This window comes from Bradyrhizobium sp. URHA0013, from assembly GCF_000518345.1.
GTDB lineage: Bacteria > Pseudomonadota > Alphaproteobacteria > Rhizobiales > Xanthobacteraceae > Bradyrhizobium.
The window spans coordinates 273,874-290,167 of the sequence record NZ_JADK01000007.1; the positions used below are offsets into that span (position 1 = coordinate 273,874).

Annotated in this window: 16 protein-coding genes; 4 read left to right on the forward strand and 12 right to left on the reverse strand. The window is 65.0% G+C overall.

Translation table 11 applies throughout. The features are described 5' to 3' along the window. Positions 1-6 precede the first annotated feature (6 nt). From adh to eno, 7 genes are all read right to left on the reverse strand, one after another. The gene (adh, locus tag N551_RS0111490; RefSeq protein ID WP_027567106.1) at positions 7-1,524 is read right to left on the reverse strand and encodes an aldehyde dehydrogenase; all 1,518 of its coding nucleotides are present in this window, start codon (positions 1,522-1,524) and stop codon (positions 7-9) included. A gap of 311 nt (positions 1,525-1,835) precedes the next feature. After that, positions 1,836-2,798, reverse strand: a complete 963-nt coding sequence (locus N551_RS0111495; protein ID WP_027567107.1) for a GAF domain-containing protein — start codon at positions 2,796-2,798, stop codon at positions 1,836-1,838. Positions 2,799-2,966: 168 nt separating this feature from the next. Then, the gene (locus N551_RS0111500; protein WP_007590617.1) at positions 2,967-3,284 is read right to left on the reverse strand and encodes a septum formation initiator family protein; all 318 of its coding nucleotides are present in this window, start codon (positions 3,282-3,284) and stop codon (positions 2,967-2,969) included. Positions 3,285-3,494: 210 nt separating this feature from the next. Then, positions 3,495-4,046, reverse strand: coding sequence for an NADPH-dependent FMN reductase (locus N551_RS0111505; protein WP_027567108.1), 552 nt, complete (start codon positions 4,044-4,046; stop codon positions 3,495-3,497). Between the two features lie 176 nt (positions 4,047-4,222). Continuing rightward, positions 4,223-5,221 (reverse strand): MBL fold metallo-hydrolase, encoded by a 999-nt coding sequence (locus tag N551_RS0111510; RefSeq protein ID WP_027567109.1) that lies wholly within the window; start codon positions 5,219-5,221, stop codon positions 4,223-4,225. 153 nt (positions 5,222-5,374) lie between these two features. Continuing rightward, positions 5,375-6,508, reverse strand: a complete 1,134-nt coding sequence (locus tag N551_RS0111515; protein WP_027567110.1) for a zinc-binding dehydrogenase — start codon at positions 6,506-6,508, stop codon at positions 5,375-5,377. Between the two features lie 31 nt (positions 6,509-6,539). Beyond that, a complete protein-coding gene (gene eno / locus N551_RS0111520; RefSeq protein WP_027567111.1) occupies positions 6,540-7,823 on the reverse strand; it encodes a phosphopyruvate hydratase in 1,284 nt (427 codons plus the stop codon). Positions 7,824-7,947: 124 nt separating this feature from the next. On the opposite strand from eno, the gene queF reads away from it, so the two are divergent. After that, positions 7,948-8,436 carry a preQ(1) synthase gene (gene queF, locus N551_RS0111525; RefSeq protein ID WP_007610784.1) on the forward strand — a complete coding sequence of 163 codons (489 nt, stop codon included), beginning with the start codon at positions 7,948-7,950 and terminating at the stop codon, positions 8,434-8,436. Between the two features lie 21 nt (positions 8,437-8,457). Here the strand turns inward: queF and N551_RS0111530 are convergent, their stop codons facing one another. From N551_RS0111530 to N551_RS0111540, 3 genes are all read right to left on the reverse strand, one after another. Continuing rightward, positions 8,458-9,663 (reverse strand): MFS transporter, encoded by a 1,206-nt coding sequence (locus tag N551_RS0111530; protein WP_027567112.1) that lies wholly within the window; start codon positions 9,661-9,663, stop codon positions 8,458-8,460. Continuing rightward, positions 9,663-10,526, reverse strand: coding sequence for a 3-deoxy-8-phosphooctulonate synthase (gene kdsA / locus N551_RS0111535; RefSeq protein ID WP_027567113.1), 864 nt, complete (start codon positions 10,524-10,526; stop codon positions 9,663-9,665). The genes N551_RS0111530 and kdsA overlap by 1 nt, the downstream gene beginning before the upstream one ends. A gap of 125 nt (positions 10,527-10,651) precedes the next feature. Beyond that, complete coding sequence (locus N551_RS0111540; RefSeq protein ID WP_007610789.1) at positions 10,652-10,978, reverse strand: NIPSNAP family protein; 327 nt, start codon at positions 10,976-10,978, stop codon at positions 10,652-10,654. 198 nt (positions 10,979-11,176) lie between these two features. On the opposite strand from N551_RS0111540, the gene N551_RS0111545 reads away from it, so the two are divergent. The 3 genes from N551_RS0111545 to N551_RS0111555 all read left to right on the forward strand — a co-directional run bounded on the left by N551_RS0111545 (position 11,177) and on the right by N551_RS0111555 (position 13,990). Next, entirely contained in the window at positions 11,177-11,851 is a 675-nt protein-coding gene (locus tag N551_RS0111545; RefSeq protein WP_027567114.1) for a response regulator transcription factor, read from the forward strand. After that, positions 11,848-13,224, forward strand: coding sequence for a HAMP domain-containing sensor histidine kinase (locus N551_RS0111550; protein ID WP_027567115.1), 1,377 nt, complete (start codon positions 11,848-11,850; stop codon positions 13,222-13,224). The genes N551_RS0111545 and N551_RS0111550 overlap by 4 nt, the downstream gene beginning before the upstream one ends. Before the next feature lie 103 nt (positions 13,225-13,327). Beyond that, positions 13,328-13,990, forward strand: a complete 663-nt coding sequence (locus tag N551_RS0111555) for a class I SAM-dependent methyltransferase (RefSeq protein ID WP_035961264.1) — start codon at positions 13,328-13,330, stop codon at positions 13,988-13,990. A gap of 5 nt (positions 13,991-13,995) precedes the next feature. Here the strand turns inward: N551_RS0111555 and N551_RS0111560 are convergent, their stop codons facing one another. Then, entirely contained in the window at positions 13,996-15,627 is a 1,632-nt protein-coding gene (locus N551_RS0111560) for a CTP synthase (RefSeq protein ID WP_007590604.1), read from the reverse strand. A gap of 166 nt (positions 15,628-15,793) precedes the next feature. Further along, positions 15,794-16,180, reverse strand: a complete 387-nt coding sequence (gene secG, locus N551_RS0111565; RefSeq protein WP_007590603.1) for a preprotein translocase subunit SecG — start codon at positions 16,178-16,180, stop codon at positions 15,794-15,796. Positions 16,181-16,294 lie beyond the last annotated feature (114 nt).

Below are 16,294 nucleotides of genomic sequence, written 5' to 3' on the forward strand. Positions count from 1 at the left end.
GTCCGATCAGAAGAAGCCGAGCTTCTTGGGGCTGTAGCTGACCAGCAGGTTCTTGGTCTGCTGGTAGTGATCAAGCATCATCTTGTGGGTCTCGCGCCCGACGCCCGACTGCTTATAGCCGCCGAAGGCCGCATGCGCGGGATAGGCATGGTAGCAGTTGGTCCAGACCCGGCCGGCCTGGATTGCACGGCCGAAGCGATAGCAGCGGTTGGCGTCGCGGCTCCAGACGCCGGCCCCCAGTCCGTAGGGCGTGTCGTTGGCGATCTCGAGCGCGTCCTCGTCGTTCTTGAAGGTCGTGACAGAAACGACGGGGCCGAAGATCTCCTCCTGGAAGACGCGCATCTTGTTGTGGCCCTCGAACACGGTCGGCTGGACGTAGAAGCCGCCGGCGAGATCGCCGCCAAGCTCGGCGCGTCCGCCGCCGGCCAGCACCTTTGCCCCCTCCTGCTTGCCGATGTCGATGTAAGAGAGGATTTTTGCGAGTTGCTCGCCGGAAGCCTGCGCACCGATCATGGTGTCGGCCGCACGCGGATCGCCCTGCTTGATCGCGGCGACGCGCTTCAGCGCCCGCTCCATGAAGCGGTCATAGATGTCGGCATGGACCAGCGCCCGGCTCGGACAGGTGCAGACCTCGCCCTGGTTCAGCGCGAACATGACGAAACCTTCGATCGCCTTGTCGAAGAAGTCGTCGTCTTCGGCAGTGACGTCGCTGAAGAAGATGTTGGGCGACTTGCCGCCGAGCTCGAGCGTGACGGGAATGAGGTTCTGGCTGGCATATTGCATGATCAGCCGGCCCGTCGTGGTCTCGCCGGTGAAGGCGATCTTGGCGATGCGCGGGCTGGACGCGAGCGGCTTGCCGGCTTCCAGACCAAAGCCGTTGACGATGTTGAGGACGCCGGGCGGCAGAATGTCGCCGATGATCTCGGCCCAGACCATGATCGAGGCCGGGGTCTGCTCGGCCGGCTTGAGCACGACGCAATTGCCGGCGGCGAGCGCGGGCGCGAGCTTCCAGCAGGCCATCAGCAGCGGGAAGTTCCAGGGGATGATCTGGCCGACCACGCCGAGCGGTTCGTGGAAATGGTAGGCAACGGTGTCGTGATCGATCTCGCCGATCGAGCCTTCCTGGGCACGGATGGCGCCGGCGAAATAGCGGAAGTGGTCGATGGCCAGCGGGATGTCCGCTGCGCGGGTCTCGCGGATCGGCTTGCCGTTGTCCCAGGTCTCGGCGATGGCGAGACGCTCGAGATTGTCTTCCATGCGGTCGGCGATCCGGTTCAGCATCGCGGCGCGCTCGGCGACGCTGGTGCGGCCCCAAGCGGCCTTCGCGGCATGCGCTGCGTCGAGCGCTGCCTCGACGTCCTGCGCGTCGGAGCGCGCGATCTTGCAGACGATCTGGCCTGTCACCGGCGAGGCGTTGTCGAAATACTTGCCGGAGATCGGCGCGACGAATTTGCCGCCGATGAAATTGTCGTAGCGTTCGGCGAAGGGAATTTTGGTGACGCTGAGGAATTCTACCTTGTTCATTGATCGCTCCCGATGTTTGCTGTTTGCGCAATTCGTCGCGTGGTCGCGACTTGCGCCGACGATGTCGCGGGAGGCGTCTTCTGTCAGCCCTGATAGGAGCGATGACGGAGCCGACCTGTCGCAGTTCTGCGACAGGTGACGAGGCTGCACGTCGTGCCGCCGCACGTAATGACGCCGCCGCACATACTGACCTCATCCTGAGGAGCGCGCTCTTGCGCGCGTCTCGAAGGATGGCTGGGGTGACAGCAGGGCATCTTGTGGTTCGAGACGACCGCTTCGCGGTCTCCTCACCATGAGGATCTACCAGCAGCTCAATGCGCGTTCAGCTCGAACCGCTTGAGTTTTCTGTGCAGCGTGGCGCGGCTGACGCCGAGGGCCTTGGCGGCCGCCGAGACATTGCCGCCCGCACGCAGGAGCGCCCGCTGCAACACTGCGCGCTGACCGCCGGCAAGATGGTCGCGCGCGGTGTCGCCGCCGAGGAGATCGGCGGCAGGCATCGGCTGCAACGCCCGGCCGGGCGCAATCCCGAGTCCCGCTCGGGCGGACCGGGTGGCGCCGATCACGAGATCGTCCGCATCGACCGCAACGAGGCCGCCGCACTGGCCGTCCGCAGCTTGCGTCAGCACGATGCGGGCATGGGCGAAGGCCCTGCGAAACAGATCGGCCTCGATACGCCTGGCCGCCTCACCGGCCGCGAGCGCGATCAGACTGGAAAACACGTCGGTGCGGTCGGCGCGGCAGGAGGAGACGTCGAGCACGCCCGCGAACGCAGCCTCATGGTCGTAGATCGGAACGGCGGTGCAGCTCAGAAGCGTGTTGCGGGTGAAGAAATGCTGATCGCGGTCGATCGTCAGCGGACGCTGCTCGACGAGGCAGGTGCCGATGCCGTTGGTGCCCTCATGCTCCTCGCTCCAGAGCGCGCCGGTCCAGAGGCCCCAGGACTGAAATGTCGCATCGTCCGCCGGGCTGCCGCGGCGATCGACTGGCACGCCCTCGCCGTCCGCAAGCAGCACGCAGCAGCCGCTGGCGCCGACCGCCTGATGGAGCCGGTCCATCGCACCCCGCGCGGCGGCGAGCAGCGGCGCGACGCGCTCCCGCGCGCGGTGCAGCTCGGCTTCGCTCAGCCGGTTCGGCGAGCTACGGCCGGCGGGATCAAGACGATGCAATCTGGATGAACGGCGCCACGAGGCCACGAGCGACGAGCGTGCCGCCTGGCCTGACGTAATGGCGGCCTCGACACGGGCAGCGTGATGCCGGGGGGATTGCCCATTCATCACTGTTTCCTCCGGGTGGCAATCTAGACGGTGCCGGCACGGCCCGGTTGATCTGCGTCAACCCTGGCCATGATGATGGAAGCCATGAGCCGGTTGCGGCGCTGCCGTCAAGACGGCAGTCCGGTTCCAGGCCTTCAACTTGGAGGCCTTCAACTTTCGGAAGAGCTGTCAGTTCGCCGGGATCGTCCGGACGAGATCGCGCGGATTGACGTAGTCGAGCTGGAAGCGCGCCCGCTCGTCCAGCATGTCGGGGTCGATCTTCGCGGAGCGCAGCAGCGAAACGCGCTGCTCGCTCCTGGCACGCTCCCGCTTGAGCTGGGCAAGCTCGCTCGTCAGCGCCACGATCTCCTGGTCGAGCTCCTGGCGGGCGTTGAGGCCGTATTTGCCGGTATAGGCGTTGACGCCGAAATAGCCGACGATGGCGGCCGCCATCGCATAGAGGGCAAGACCGGTCAGGATCGATTTCAGGCGCGCGCGGGAGACCATCCTGGGAAGATGGGACAGGTTGGTTAAGGGCGTGCTAATTGCCCCCGCCCGCATCGCGTTCCCGTGCCTGACTTAGCCGTCATGCCCGGCCTTGTGCCGGGCATCCACGTTCTTCGTCAATTTAGCGAGCACGTGGATGGCCGGGACATCTAGCGCGAAGACGCGCTTCGCGCTTTTGCCCGGCCATGACGAAGTCCTGAGAATCGCGCCTCAGCCGTGGTGCTTCGCCACGTGCACCGCAAACGCGTCGATATAGGCCTGGAGCACGGGCTTCAGGGACTCCTTCGTCAGATTGCCGTCGGCGTCGAAGGCGTCGCCCACCCCGTTCAGATAAGCCTCCGGCTGCTGCAGGATCGGACCGGAAATGCCCGGCAGGATGTTCTGCAGCGTCTTGGCGGCGCTGACGCCGCCGAGCGGACCCGGCGAGTTCGCGACGATGCCGACCGGCTTGCCGTTGAACGAGCTCTTGCCGTAGGGCCGCGAGGCGACGTCGATGGCGTTCTTCAGCACGCCCGGGATCGCGCGATTGTATTCCGGCGTGACGAAGATGACGCCGTCCGACTTCTGGATCTTTTCGCGAAAAGACAGCCAATCGGCCGGCGGCGCGCCCTCGAGGTCCTGGTTGAAGAACGAGATGCCGGCCGGCGTGATGACCTCGAGCTTGAGCGAAGCCGGCGCGAGCTTGGCGAGCGCATGAGCGATCTTCAGCGAGAAGCTGTCCTTGCGCAGGCTGCCGGCGATCGTGACGATATTGTAGGCCATGGAGTGTCCTCGAAATCTTCAGCGGGAGTGCCGGGGCGGCACTTAAGCGGTCCCGAGTGATGGATGCAAGTGCATGGACCGGTCGGATTTGGAAACGCTAGGTTTCTGAACGGTTGCCCAAACAATCAGGCCGCCAAGTGGCGGCCTGACTCCTCGGCACAAATCTGCAAACCGGCTCAGATCGTCGGATTCCACGCCGACGGGATCAGGCGATATTTGGCGCCGTCCTTCTCGACATGGCCGACCGAGGGGAAGGTGAAGTGGAAGCCGATCACGGTCGCCTTTTCGGCTGCCGCCATGTCGTAGAATTTGTGGCGGGTCTCCTGCGCCAGCGCAGCATCGGTGTCGAACATCACATGCCAGTCCGGATTGCGCAGGAAGAACTCTGGGATGTTGGTGACGTCGGACTGGATCAGCACCTTGGCATCGCCCGAGGCGACCGCGAACGAGGTGTGCCCGGGGGTGTGGCCGGGCGTCGCGATCGACGTGATGCCCGGCGCGACCTCCTTGCCCCACTCGTATTTCGTCACCTTGGATTCGAGGCCGGCAAAGGTCTTCTTCACGTTGGCGAAGTAGTTCTTCATCATCGCGTTGGACTCGGCCTTGGCGGCGTTGTCCTCGCTGGTCCAGAACTCCCAGTCCTTGCCCGGCACCATGATCTCCGCATTGGGGAAGGCAAGCGCGCCGTCGGCGAGACGAATGCCGTTGGTGTGATCCGGATGCAGATGCGAGAGCAGCACCACGTCGATGCTCTTGGGGTCGACGCCGGCGGCTTGGAGGTTTTGCAGCGTGCGGCCGACGGCGCCCTTGCTCGCCTCGAAATTCGCAATGCCGTTGCCGGCATCGATCAGCACCAGCTTGGAGCCGGTGTTGATGAGCTGCGGATTGAACGGCAACGTGACCATGCCTTTCGGCATGTAGGCCGCCTCGCCCGCGGCCAGCGCTTCCTCCCTCGGCGCGTTGACGACGAACTTGTCCGGCATCGGGAAAGTGCGGGCGCCGTCATTGATCGAGGTGCACTCGTAGCTGCCGACCTTATAGCGGTAGAAGCCCGGCGCCTGCGTGCCGGCTTGCGGCACCGCGGCATTGGCGGCGGTCGGTCCAAACTTGGTCACGGCCGCCGCACTGAGGGCGGCGGCGCCTGCGAGCAAATGGCGGCGGTTGAGATCGGTCATGGAGAGGTCCCCTTCTGAGCGCGCCTTGCGGTTTTGTCCGCTTTCAATGGCGGCGGAATAATCTCCCGCTTCGCTCAGAAGGCAAGACCTTCTTTAGACAAGTCCTTCTTTAGACAAGACCTTCTTTTGGTGACGTGCCCTCGCACATCACGATTATTTATTTGGGTTGATGAGGAATTTTTCGCCGGTGGCGCGTTTGGCGTAGACCGCGATATTGGCGGGATCGAGCGCCTCCGAAAGCGACACCACCTTGGTGTAGTGGCTGGCAAACGTGGTCTTCAGTTCGTCGACGACGCGCTGGCGCAGCCTGGCCCCGTCCGCCTGCCCGATCTTCATCAGAAACGGAAACAGCAGCCAGCCGCCGACGCCCCAGGCCATGCCGAAGCCGCGCGGCAGCTCGATCGGGCGAACATCGAGCGCGCCATAGACGTAGACCTGCTTGTGCACGTTGGAGCCATAGCGGCTGTATTCCTTCGCGGTCTTGTTGATCGCGACTTCCATGCAGTTGAGGATGTCGCCGGCGAGCTTGCCGCCGCCGATGGCATCGAAGGCGATGGTGGCGCCGGTCTCGACCAGCGCATTGGTGAGATCGCCGAGGAAGCTCGGCGCGGTGGAATCGACGACATATTTGGCGCCGATCTTGTGCAGGATGTCGGCCTGCTCCTTGCTGCGCACGATGTTGACCAGCGGGATGCCGTCCTTGATGCAGATCTTGTTCAGCATCTGGCCGAGATTGGATGCGGCCGCAGTGTGCACCAGCGCCTTGTGACCCTCGCGTCGCATGGTCTCGGTCATGCCGAGCGCGGTCAGCGGATTGACGAAGCAGGAGGCCCCTTCGGCCGGCGTGGTGCCCTCGGGCAGCGGCAGGCACTCGCGTACTTTCAGCGTGCGATACTGCGTATACATCGCGCCGCCGATCATGGCGACGGTCTTGCCCATCAGGGCCTTGGCGGTATCCGACGAGCCGGTCCTGATCACGACTCCCGCACCTTCGTTACCAACCGGCATGGACTCGTCGAGCCGGCCTGCCATCGCCCGCATCGCGCCTTCCGGCACCTTCGCGGTGATGACGGGAGCGCCCTTGTCGCCCGAAGCCTTTGCCGTGCTCATGTCGGCCGCGCCGATCAGGAGCCCGAGGTCGGACGGGTTGATCGGCGCCGCCTCAACGCGGACGACGACCTCGTCCGCGGCGGGTTTGGGGGTCGGCACGTCGAGCAGCGAGATTTCGAGCTCGCCGCTCTTCTTGATCAGCGAACGCAGTTGCAGGCCGTTTTTGCCGTCGCTCATGTCGATCCTCCCCTGTTGTCCGACCGCTGGCTTATGCCAGAGCCTTCAGTGCCGCCTTGCCGCCGTAGAGCGCCTGCTTGCCGAGCTGCTGCTCGATGCGCAGGAGCTGGTTGTATTTGGCGGTGCGATCGGAGCGTGCAAGGGAGCCGGTCTTGATCTGTCCGCAATTGGTGGCGACCGCGAGGTCGGCGATGGTGGAATCCTCGGTCTCGCCGGAGCGGTGCGACATCACCGAGGTGTAGCCGGCCTTGTGCGCCATCTCGACGGCGGCGAGCGTCTCGGTCAGCGTGCCGATCTGGTTGACCTTGATCAGGATCGAGTTGGCCCGTCCGGCCTTGATGCCTTCGGCAAGGCGCTTGACGTTGGTGACGAAGAGATCGTCGCCGACGAGCTGGCACTTCTTGCCGACGAGGTCGGTCAGCTCTTTCCAGCCGTCCATGTCGTCTTCCGACATGCCGTCCTCGATGGTCACGATCGGATAGCGCGAGACGAGGTCGGCAAGGTACTTGGCCTGCTCGGAGATCGAGCGGGTCTTGCCCTCGCCTTCGTAGACGTATTTGCCGTCCTTGAAGAACTCGGTCGAGGCGCAGTCGAGGCCGATGACGATGTCGGAGCCCGCCTTGTAACCGGCCTTGCCGATCGCGTTCATGACGAATTCGAGCGCGGCGTCCGCCGACGGCAGGTTCGGGGCAAAGCCGCCCTCGTCGCCGACATTGGTGTTGTGGCCGGCCTTCTTCAGCTCCGACTTCAGGGTGTGGAAGACCTCGGCGCCATAGCGCAGGCCCTCGGCAAAGGAAGACGCGCCAACCGGCAGGATCATGAATTCCTGGAAGTCGATCGGGTTGTCGGCGTGCATGCCGCCATTGATGATGTTCATCATCGGCACCGGCAAGAGACGCGCCGAGGTGCCGCCGACGTAACGGTACAGCGGCATGTCGAGCGAGTTCGCAGCCGCCTTGGCGCAGGCGAGCGAGACGCCGAGAATGGCGTTGGCTCCCAGCCGGCTCTTGTTCGGCGTGCCGTCGAGGTCGATCATGATCTGGTCGAGCTGGGCCTGCTGCTCGACATCGAGGCCGTTCAGCGCCTCGAAGATCTCGCCGTTGACGGCGCCGACCGCCTTGGTGACGCCCTTGCCGAGATAGCGGGCCTTGTCGCCGTCGCGCAGTTCCACCGCCTCGTGGGCGCCGGTGGAGGCGCCGGACGGCACGGCAGCACGGCCAAGCGCGCCATCTTCCAGCACGACGTCGACCTCGACGGTGGGATTGCCCCGGCTATCCAGGATTTCGCGTCCGATGATGTCGATGATGGCGGTCATGAGGGCCTCTTTTCGGGGGACTAAGCAGTCAGTTGGGGTGCTTCTACCGCAATGCATCGAAGCGGAAAAGGCCGGGTGACGGCCGCACGATGATTGGCTAAGAGGGCGCCACGGAGGCGGCCTGATGTCGAAAAAGCCCAGCAAATCGAAGAACTCAAGCTCGGATTCAGCTGCCCTGCAGCTTGGCCGCGCCGTGGAATGGCCGGATGCGCCCGAGAAAGCCAAGCTCGACCGCGTGCCGAATCCGCAAGGCGGCACCGACTATCTGGTGCGCTTCACCGTGCCGGAATTCACCTCGCTCTGCCCGGTCACGGGACAGCCAGATTTCGCACATCTGATGATCGACTACGCCCCCGGCCAATGGTTGCTGGAGTCGAAGTCGCTCAAGCTCTACATCGCGAGCTTCCGCAACCACGGCGCCTTCCACGAGGACTGCACCGTGATGATCGGCAAGCGCATCGCGAGCGAGATCAAGCCGAAGTTCCTGCGCATCGGCGGCTACTGGTATCCGCGCGGCGGCATCCCGATCGACGTGTTCTGGCAGACCGGCCGCGCGCCGAAGGGATTGTGGGTGCCGGAACAGGGCGTCGCGCCCTATCGCGGGCGGGGCTGAGCTCTCTCTCGTGTCCAGGCCTCAGCGCGCGTCGGATGGCGCGCGCTGTTTCAACAGCCGCGCACACACGAAACCGAGCGCGACCATGATCGCGGCGCTCGCGAACAGGGTCGGCATCTTGCCGCCATGCTGCAGGCCAAGGCCGTAGGCGAGCGGCCCGACCGTCTGCCCCATGAAGAAGAAGAACGAATGCAGCGACAGCGCGGTCGCGCGTGCTTCGACCGAGAGCTCGCTGGCAAAGATCTGAAGGCAGCCATGGGCGATGTAGAAACCCCAGCCCATCACGATGAGATTGAGTGCCTGCACTTCCCAGCGCAGGCCGAAGGCGACGACAACGAGCTGGGAGGCCACCAGCGTCATCCCCGCGATCATCATTCGCTTCATGCCCAGCCATGGCAGCAGGCGCGACACCGTCAGGGTGTAGAACAAGCCGCCGACCGCAAAGCCCGCGATGACGAGACCCGCGATCGAGAGCGAGGTCTGCCCGAGTTCGAACAGGAACGAGGCGATGTAGGGAAACAGGCCGAGCACGCAGCAGCCTTCGATGAACACCGCCGCATAACAGACATAGGCGTTCGGGTTGGTGAAGATAGTGCGATAGCCCGCCTTCAGCGCCGACAGGCTCGTCTTCGGCGGATGCTTGACCTTGGCGCCACGAAAACCGGCGGCAACCGCGATCGATGCAACGATCACGAGCACGCCGAGCACCGCCAGCACGCCGCGCCAGCCGAGGAAATCGCCGATCAGGCCGGAGGCCGAGGCTCCGAGGAGATTGCCTGTCATCGCGCCGGCAAGCGTGCGGCTGATCGCGACCTGGCGTTTCTCCGGACCGACGAGATCGCTGGTCAGGCTGAGCGCCACCGGAAACACGCCGCCGGAGCCGATGCCGGCGAGGATACGGGTCGCGAACAGGACCGAGAACGAGGTCGAGAGCGAGCCCAGGATGTTGGCAAGGCCGAGCAGCGCGAGGCAGCCGATCATCAGCCGCGTCTTGCCGAACAGATCGGCGGCGGCGCCGACGATCGGCTGGATGATCGAGAAGGTGAAGGCGAACACCGCGGCAAAACCGGCAGCGGTCGCGATGCTGACGCCAAAGTCCTCGGCGACGTGCGGCAGCACCGGATCGAGCGCGCGCGCGGAGAGCGCTGCGGCAAAGCTTGCACCGGAGATGACGTAGAGCGCGGCCGGCAGGCCGTGATCGTGCGGCCGCGCTGCGCCTTCCTGCATCAGCGCGGATCGGCTTTGGTAGAATCTTTGGCGAGCGCGTCGAATGCCATCAGCTTTCGGATCAGCGCCTCGAACTCGCGCAGCGGCACCATGTTGGGTCCGTCGGACGGCGCGCTGTCAGGATCGGGATGGGTCTCGATGAAGACACCGGCAACACCGACGGCAACGGCTGCGCGTGCGAGCACCGGCACGAATTCGCGCTCGCCTCCGGAAGACGTCCCCTTCCCGCCCGGCTGTTGCACCGAGTGCGTCGCGTCGAAGATCACGGGGGCGCCGGTGGTCCGCGCCAGGATCGGCAAGGCGCGCATGTCGGAGACCAGCGTGTTGTAGCCGAAGGACGCACCACGCTCGGTGACGAGCACATTAGGATTGTTCGCGCTCGTGATCTTGGAGACGACGTTGGCCATGTCCCAGGGCGCGAGAAACTGACCCTTCTTGACGTTGACGACCTTGCCGGTCGCGGCGGCCGCCAGCAGCAGATCGGTCTGGCGACACAGGAAGGCCGGGATCTGCAGGATGTCCACCGCCTGCGCCACATCGGCGCACTGCGCGGCGTCATGCACGTCGGTCAGAACCGGCAGGCCGAGCGACGATCGGATTTCGGCGAAGATCGGCAGCGACTGGGCAAGCCCGAGGCCACGCGCAGCCGACGCGCTGGTGCGATTGGCCTTGTCGTACGAAGTCTTGTAGACGAGGCCGATCTGCAGCCGCGCGGCGATCTCCTGCAGCGCGGCTGCCACCTCCAGCGCATGCTGGCGGCTTTCGAGCTGACACGGCCCGGCAATGATCGAGATCGGCAGATCATTGCCGAATTTGACCTTGCCAATGGTGACGACCGGCGCCGCTGACGTCGAAGAGCTCAAGGCAAATCCCTCGTTGCGGCGCGACCATAGCCGCGATGAAGGGCGGATCAACCCCATTCGGCCTGGGCTCCCAGAATATCAGGGTTGCGCCCAAGCCCCTCGCGACGGCCTCGCGCCGGCAGCCTCTACTTCACCGCCGAGAAGGCGGTCGGCGCCAGAATCTGGCTGACGATGTTGCCGACGATCTGGCCGTCCGCCTCGCTCTCGGCGCGCCCTTTCATCCAGTCCGGATCGGTCATGAAGGCGGCCCACTTCTTCTCGCGCTCGGCGAGCGACTCCCAGGCCAGAAAATAGGTCAGCTCCTGGTTGGATTCACCGATCAGCGTCGTAAAAAACCCGGCCTGCTTGATGCCGTGCTTTTCCCACACCTTCAGCGTGACGGTCTCGAACCGCTTGAGCAGTGCCGGCAGGCGGCCGGGCACGCAGCGATAGATGCGCATTTCGTAGATCATTCTTGTTCCTCCCTGATCAGGTCCGGCGGTTATATCGGCTGGCCCTGACGGTGTCTTGAGGCCCGCTCGGCCGCCCCCTGTGGCGTTCCGCGCATGGCTAAGGTCCGCTCAAAGCCGCTTCATGGAGAGCCGGTTCCCGCAATGCTGCCGCAATGGTACGCCCGCTAGATTGGCGCGATTGAGGTTGAGGTGCGGATCATGCGGATTTTGCTCGTCGAGGACGAGGCCGAAATGGCCGACGCGCTGGCGTCGGCGCTGAAGCGCTACGACATGGTCGTGGACCACGCCCCCACGCTCGCCGAGGCGGAAGAGGCCATTTCTGCCGACGTCCACGCCGCCGTCCTGCTCGATCGCCAGCTTCCCGATGGCGACGGTCTCACCCTGATCCCGAAACTCAGGGCACGCGCCGACGGCGTACCGATCATCGTGTTGACGGCGCGCGGCGAACTCGCCGACCGGGTCGCCGGGCTCGACTGCGGAGCGGATGATTATCTGTCAAAGCCGTTCGCGGTGGAGGAATTGCTGGCGCGGCTGCGCGCTGTGCTGCGCCGGCCCGCCGGGCTGCATCCCGACATCATGCACGCCGGCCGCCTCGCCTTCGATTTCGGCCATCGCGAGGCAAGCATCGACGGGGCTCCGCTCGAGCTACCGCGGCGCGAGCTCCTCGTGCTGGAGGCACTGGTCCGCCGCATGGGCCGGACCGTGCTGCGCTCCGCGCTGGAAGAAGCCGTCTACAGTTTCGACGACGAGATCCAGTCGAATGCGCTCGATACGCATGTGTCGCGCTTGCGCCGCAAACTCTCGGAAGCCGATGCGCACGTGGAGATCCATGGCATCCGCGGCGTCGGCTATCTCTTGAAGAAGCTACCATGAGCAAGCACCACGATCCCTATTGCCTGCGCTCGCGGCTGAGCTGGCGCCTGCTGTCGCTCCAGGCGGTGCTGCTCACGGCGCTCGTTGCCGTCATCGTCGGGGCGTTGAGCGTGTCGGGGTTCGTGATCGCCGGGCGCGACGAAGATCGGGTGATCGATATCGTCCAGCGAGCGCTCGCACGCGACGCGCAAGGCGACCTGGTCCTGCGGTCGACGACCGAGCTGAAACAATTGCGCAGTGAGACCCCCGATCTCTGGTTCCTGGTCCGCGGCAGGCAGGGACATTCGCTCAGCGAAGGCGCCGTGCCGGCCGAATTCGCCGCCATCGGCAGCGGCCTCGACCAGATCAGCCAGGCCCGGCTCGGCTGGCAGCTGTTCGAGGACGATCCGCGCAAGCCCCCGGCGCGGCTGAAGCGGGTCGATACCGACGCCGGCAATGTGCAAATCATCACGGCGACGCAAGGCAAGCTCACCGGCGCCAAGGCGTTGTTCATGACCTCGCTTGCATTGCTGGCCATCGCCCTGCCCGGCCTGCTCCTCATGGGAACGGCGACGTTCATTGCGACGCCGATGATCGTGCGGCACACCTTCGAGGCGCTCGATGCGACGGCGGACCAGGCGCGGCGCATCGACATCCATCAACGCGGCGCGCGGCTGTCGCTGGACCGGATTCCGCTGGAGGTCGTGCCGCTCGTGACTGCGGTCAACGACGCGCTGGCGCGGCTAGACCAGGGCTATGCCCGCCACAAGCGCTTCGTCGCAGATGCCGCACACGAGTTGCGCACGCCGATCGCAATCCTGAACACGCGGCTGGAGTCGCTTCCAGCGGGGCCGGACAAGACCCGGCTGCTGGAGGATTCCGCGCGGCTGGCGACACTCGCCGAGCAATTGCTGGACATTCAGCGGCTCGACCGCTGCGGCCATCCCTTCACGCGCGTCGACCTCGTTGCAATCGCGCAAAGCGCGGCCGCAGATCTTGCGCCGCTGGCCATTGCCGCCGGCTACGAGCTGGCGCTCGACGCCCCCTCCACGCCGGTCGAAACGATCGGCGATGCGGCGGCGCTGGAGCGCGCGCTGACCAACCTCGTGCAGAATGCGATCCAGCACGGCCCTCGCCGCGGCACCATCGGCATTCGTATCAGCAGGCCCGCGAGCATCGAGGTCACGGACGAAGGCGCCGGCATTCCGGCCGATCAGCGCGAACAAATATTCGAGCCGTTCTACCGGCTGACACCGCTCGATCGCGGTGCCGGTCTCGGCCTCAACATGGTGCGCGAGATCGTGCTCCTGCATGGCGGCCACATCTCGGTCGCGGACGCAGCGATCGGCGGCGCGTGCTTCAGGATGTCACTGCCGCCCGTCCGGGAGAATTGACGCAATCGGCATGCAGCCCGCAATGCTGTCGCAATGCACTCAAGCGATTGTTCGGCCGCCTCACCTCTGACCTGCGAGGTGCAACCAAGATGCCGGAGTGCGCATGCCCAACGATTTCCTCTCGTTCTTCCTGTCATGGATGTCAGCCCCGCGCCGCGTCGGCGCGATCGCGCCGTCAGGCGCGGCGCTGGCCGATCTTATCACCCGCGAGATCACCGCATCGACCGGCCCTGTTCTCGAACTCGGCCCCGGCACCGGCGCGTTCACCTACAAGCTGCTCAAACGCGGCGTGCGCCAGCAGGACCTCACGCTGATCGAATACGGCTCCGACTTCATGAAGGTGCTCCAGATGCGTTTTCCCAACGCGCGCGTCTTGTGGATGGATGCGGGGCGGCTGGCAACGGAGCGCCTCTATGACGGCGCGCCCGTCGGCGCGGTCGTGAGCGGCCTGCCGCTGCTCAACATGTCGACGCGCAAGGTCGTCTCCATCGTCGGTGGCGCGTTCAGTCATCTCCGCCCCGGCGGCGCCTTCTACCAGTTCACCTACGGCATGAGTTGCCCGATCGCGCGGCCCGTGCTCGACCGGCTGGGCTTGCGCGCAAAGCTGGTGGATCGTGCCCTGCTGAACGTGCCGCCGGCCGCCGTCTACAAGCTGACGCGACGGCCGCAGATGAAGCTCGTTACGGGATCGCTTGCGCCTGATACGTCCACGCCGGTCGCGGCGGAGCCGATGCATCTCGCGCGTGACTGCACCGCCACGCCCTGAGCCGATTACACCAGGCGGCTCTGCACCATCGCCGCGCGAATGAACGACGCGAACAGCGGATGCGGCTCGAAGGGGCGCGACTTCAGTTCGGGATGGAACTGGACGCCGATGAACCAAGGGTGATCCTCGTACTCGACGATCTCCGGCAGCACGCCGTCGGGCGACAGGCCCGAGAATTTCAGCCCGTGCTGCTCGAGGCGATCCTTGTAGGCGGTGTTGACCTCGTAGCGATGGCGGTGGCGCTCGGAAATCTCGGTCGCGCCGCCATAAACCTCCGAGACGCGGCTGCCGCGATTGAGCGCCGCGGGATAGGCACCCAAGCGCATCGTGCCGCCGAGATCGCCGGCGTTGGTGCGCTTCTCGAGCTCGTTGCCGCGCAGCCATTCCGTCATCAAGCCGACCAGGGGCTCCTTGGTCGGGCCGAACTCGGTGGAGTTGGCCTCCTCGATCCCGACGAGATTCCGAGCAGCCTCGATCACCGCCATCTGCATGCCGAAGCAGATGCCGAAATACGGCACGTCGCGCTCGCGCGCGAACTGCGCCGCGCGGATCTTGCCCTCGGCGCCGCGCTGGCCGAAGCCGCCGGGCACCAGAATGCCATTGACGTGCTCGAGGAACGGCGCGGGATCTTCCTTCTCGAAGATCTCGCTTTCGATCCAGTCGAGATTGACCTTCACCTTGTTGGCGATGCCGCCATGCGAGAGCGCCTCGATCAGCGACTTATACGCATCCTTCATGCCGGTGTATTTGCCGACGATGGCGATGGTGACGTTGCCCTCGGGATTGCGGATGCGCTCGTTGATCTGCTGCCAGCTCCGCAGCTCCGGCGGAATCCGCGAGCCGATGCCGAAGGCGGCAAGCACTTCGTCGTCGAGGCCTGCGGCATGGTAAGCCTGAGGGACAGCGTAGATGCTGTCGGCGTCGCGCGCCTCGATGACGGCGCTCTCGCGCACGTTACAGAACAGCCCGAGCTTGCGCCGTTCCTCCTTCGGGATTTCGCGATCGGTACGGCAGAGCAAGATGTCCGGCTGGATGCCGATCGAGCGCAGCTCCTTGACGGAGTGCTGCGTCGGCTTTGTCTTCAGCTCACCGGCGCTCGGGATGTAAGGCAGCAGCGTCAGATGAATGTAGATGGCGTGATCGCGCGGCAGCTCGTTCTTGAGCTGGCGGATCGCCTCGAAGAACGGCAGGCCCTCGATGTCGCCGACGGTGCCGCCGATCTCGACCAGCACGAAGTCGTAATCGTCGTTGCCGTCGAGGACGAAGTCCTTGATGGCGTTGGTGACATGCGGAACCACCTGGATGGTCGCGCCGAGATAGTCGCCGCGCCGCTCCTTGGAGATGATGTCCTGGTAGATGCGCCCGGTCGTGATGTTGTCGGCCTTGGTCGCCGGCCGCCCCGTGAAGCGCTCATAGTGACCGAGATCGAGGTCGGTCTCCGCGCCGTCATCGGTCACGAATACTTCGCCGTGCTGATACGGCGACATCGTTCCGGGATCGAGATTGAGATAGGGGTCGAGCTTGCGGAGGCGGACCTTGTAGCCCCGGGCTTGCAACAGGGCACCGAGTGCCGCTGAAGCCAGACCCTTGCCGAGCGAAGAAACCACGCCGCCGGTGATGAATATGTACCGCGCCATGGGGCTTAACCTCTAATCCCTCGAATTCGATTCGCCAAAGCGATTCGTATTCCGCCCCAAACATTTTGCGGGGCTGTGGGTGAGCCAGAACTAAGAGTGGTGACAGAGCCTTGATGGGGATTGTTGATGCAGGACGGTAGAAGCCGCCCTGCATGGCCCCCCTGCTTTATTGCGAACGAGGTACCTGCGGGCCGCTCGGTGCCGGAGCCTGCTGCTGCTCGTCGGCCTTCTTCAGCGAATCCAGGATGCCGCCCGAGGTCGGCGGCGCGATCGGTCCTCCACCGGCCGGCTGGGTCTGCGACGCCGGTGCGCCGATGATCGACGACGGCTTGCGGTCGTAGCCGGCATACCAGGACAGAAACAGGCTGGTGAGGAAGAAGCCGACCGCCAGGATCGCGGTGGTCCGCGTCAGAAGGTTCGCCGTGCCGCGGCTCGACATGAAACCTGCGCCACCTCCCATGCCCAGGCCGCCGCCTTCCGACTTCTGGAGCAGGACGGCGCCGATCATGACGGTGACGATCATGAGGTGAATGACGATGACAACGGTCTGCATAGTGTCCTTCCGTCACAAGCCGACAGCGCCGAGCGGCGGCCAATCGTGCTTCGCGGGGTTTTCCTGAAGTTGCGCGGTGTTACACGATCAGACGGGTCATTGCCACCCCCGATC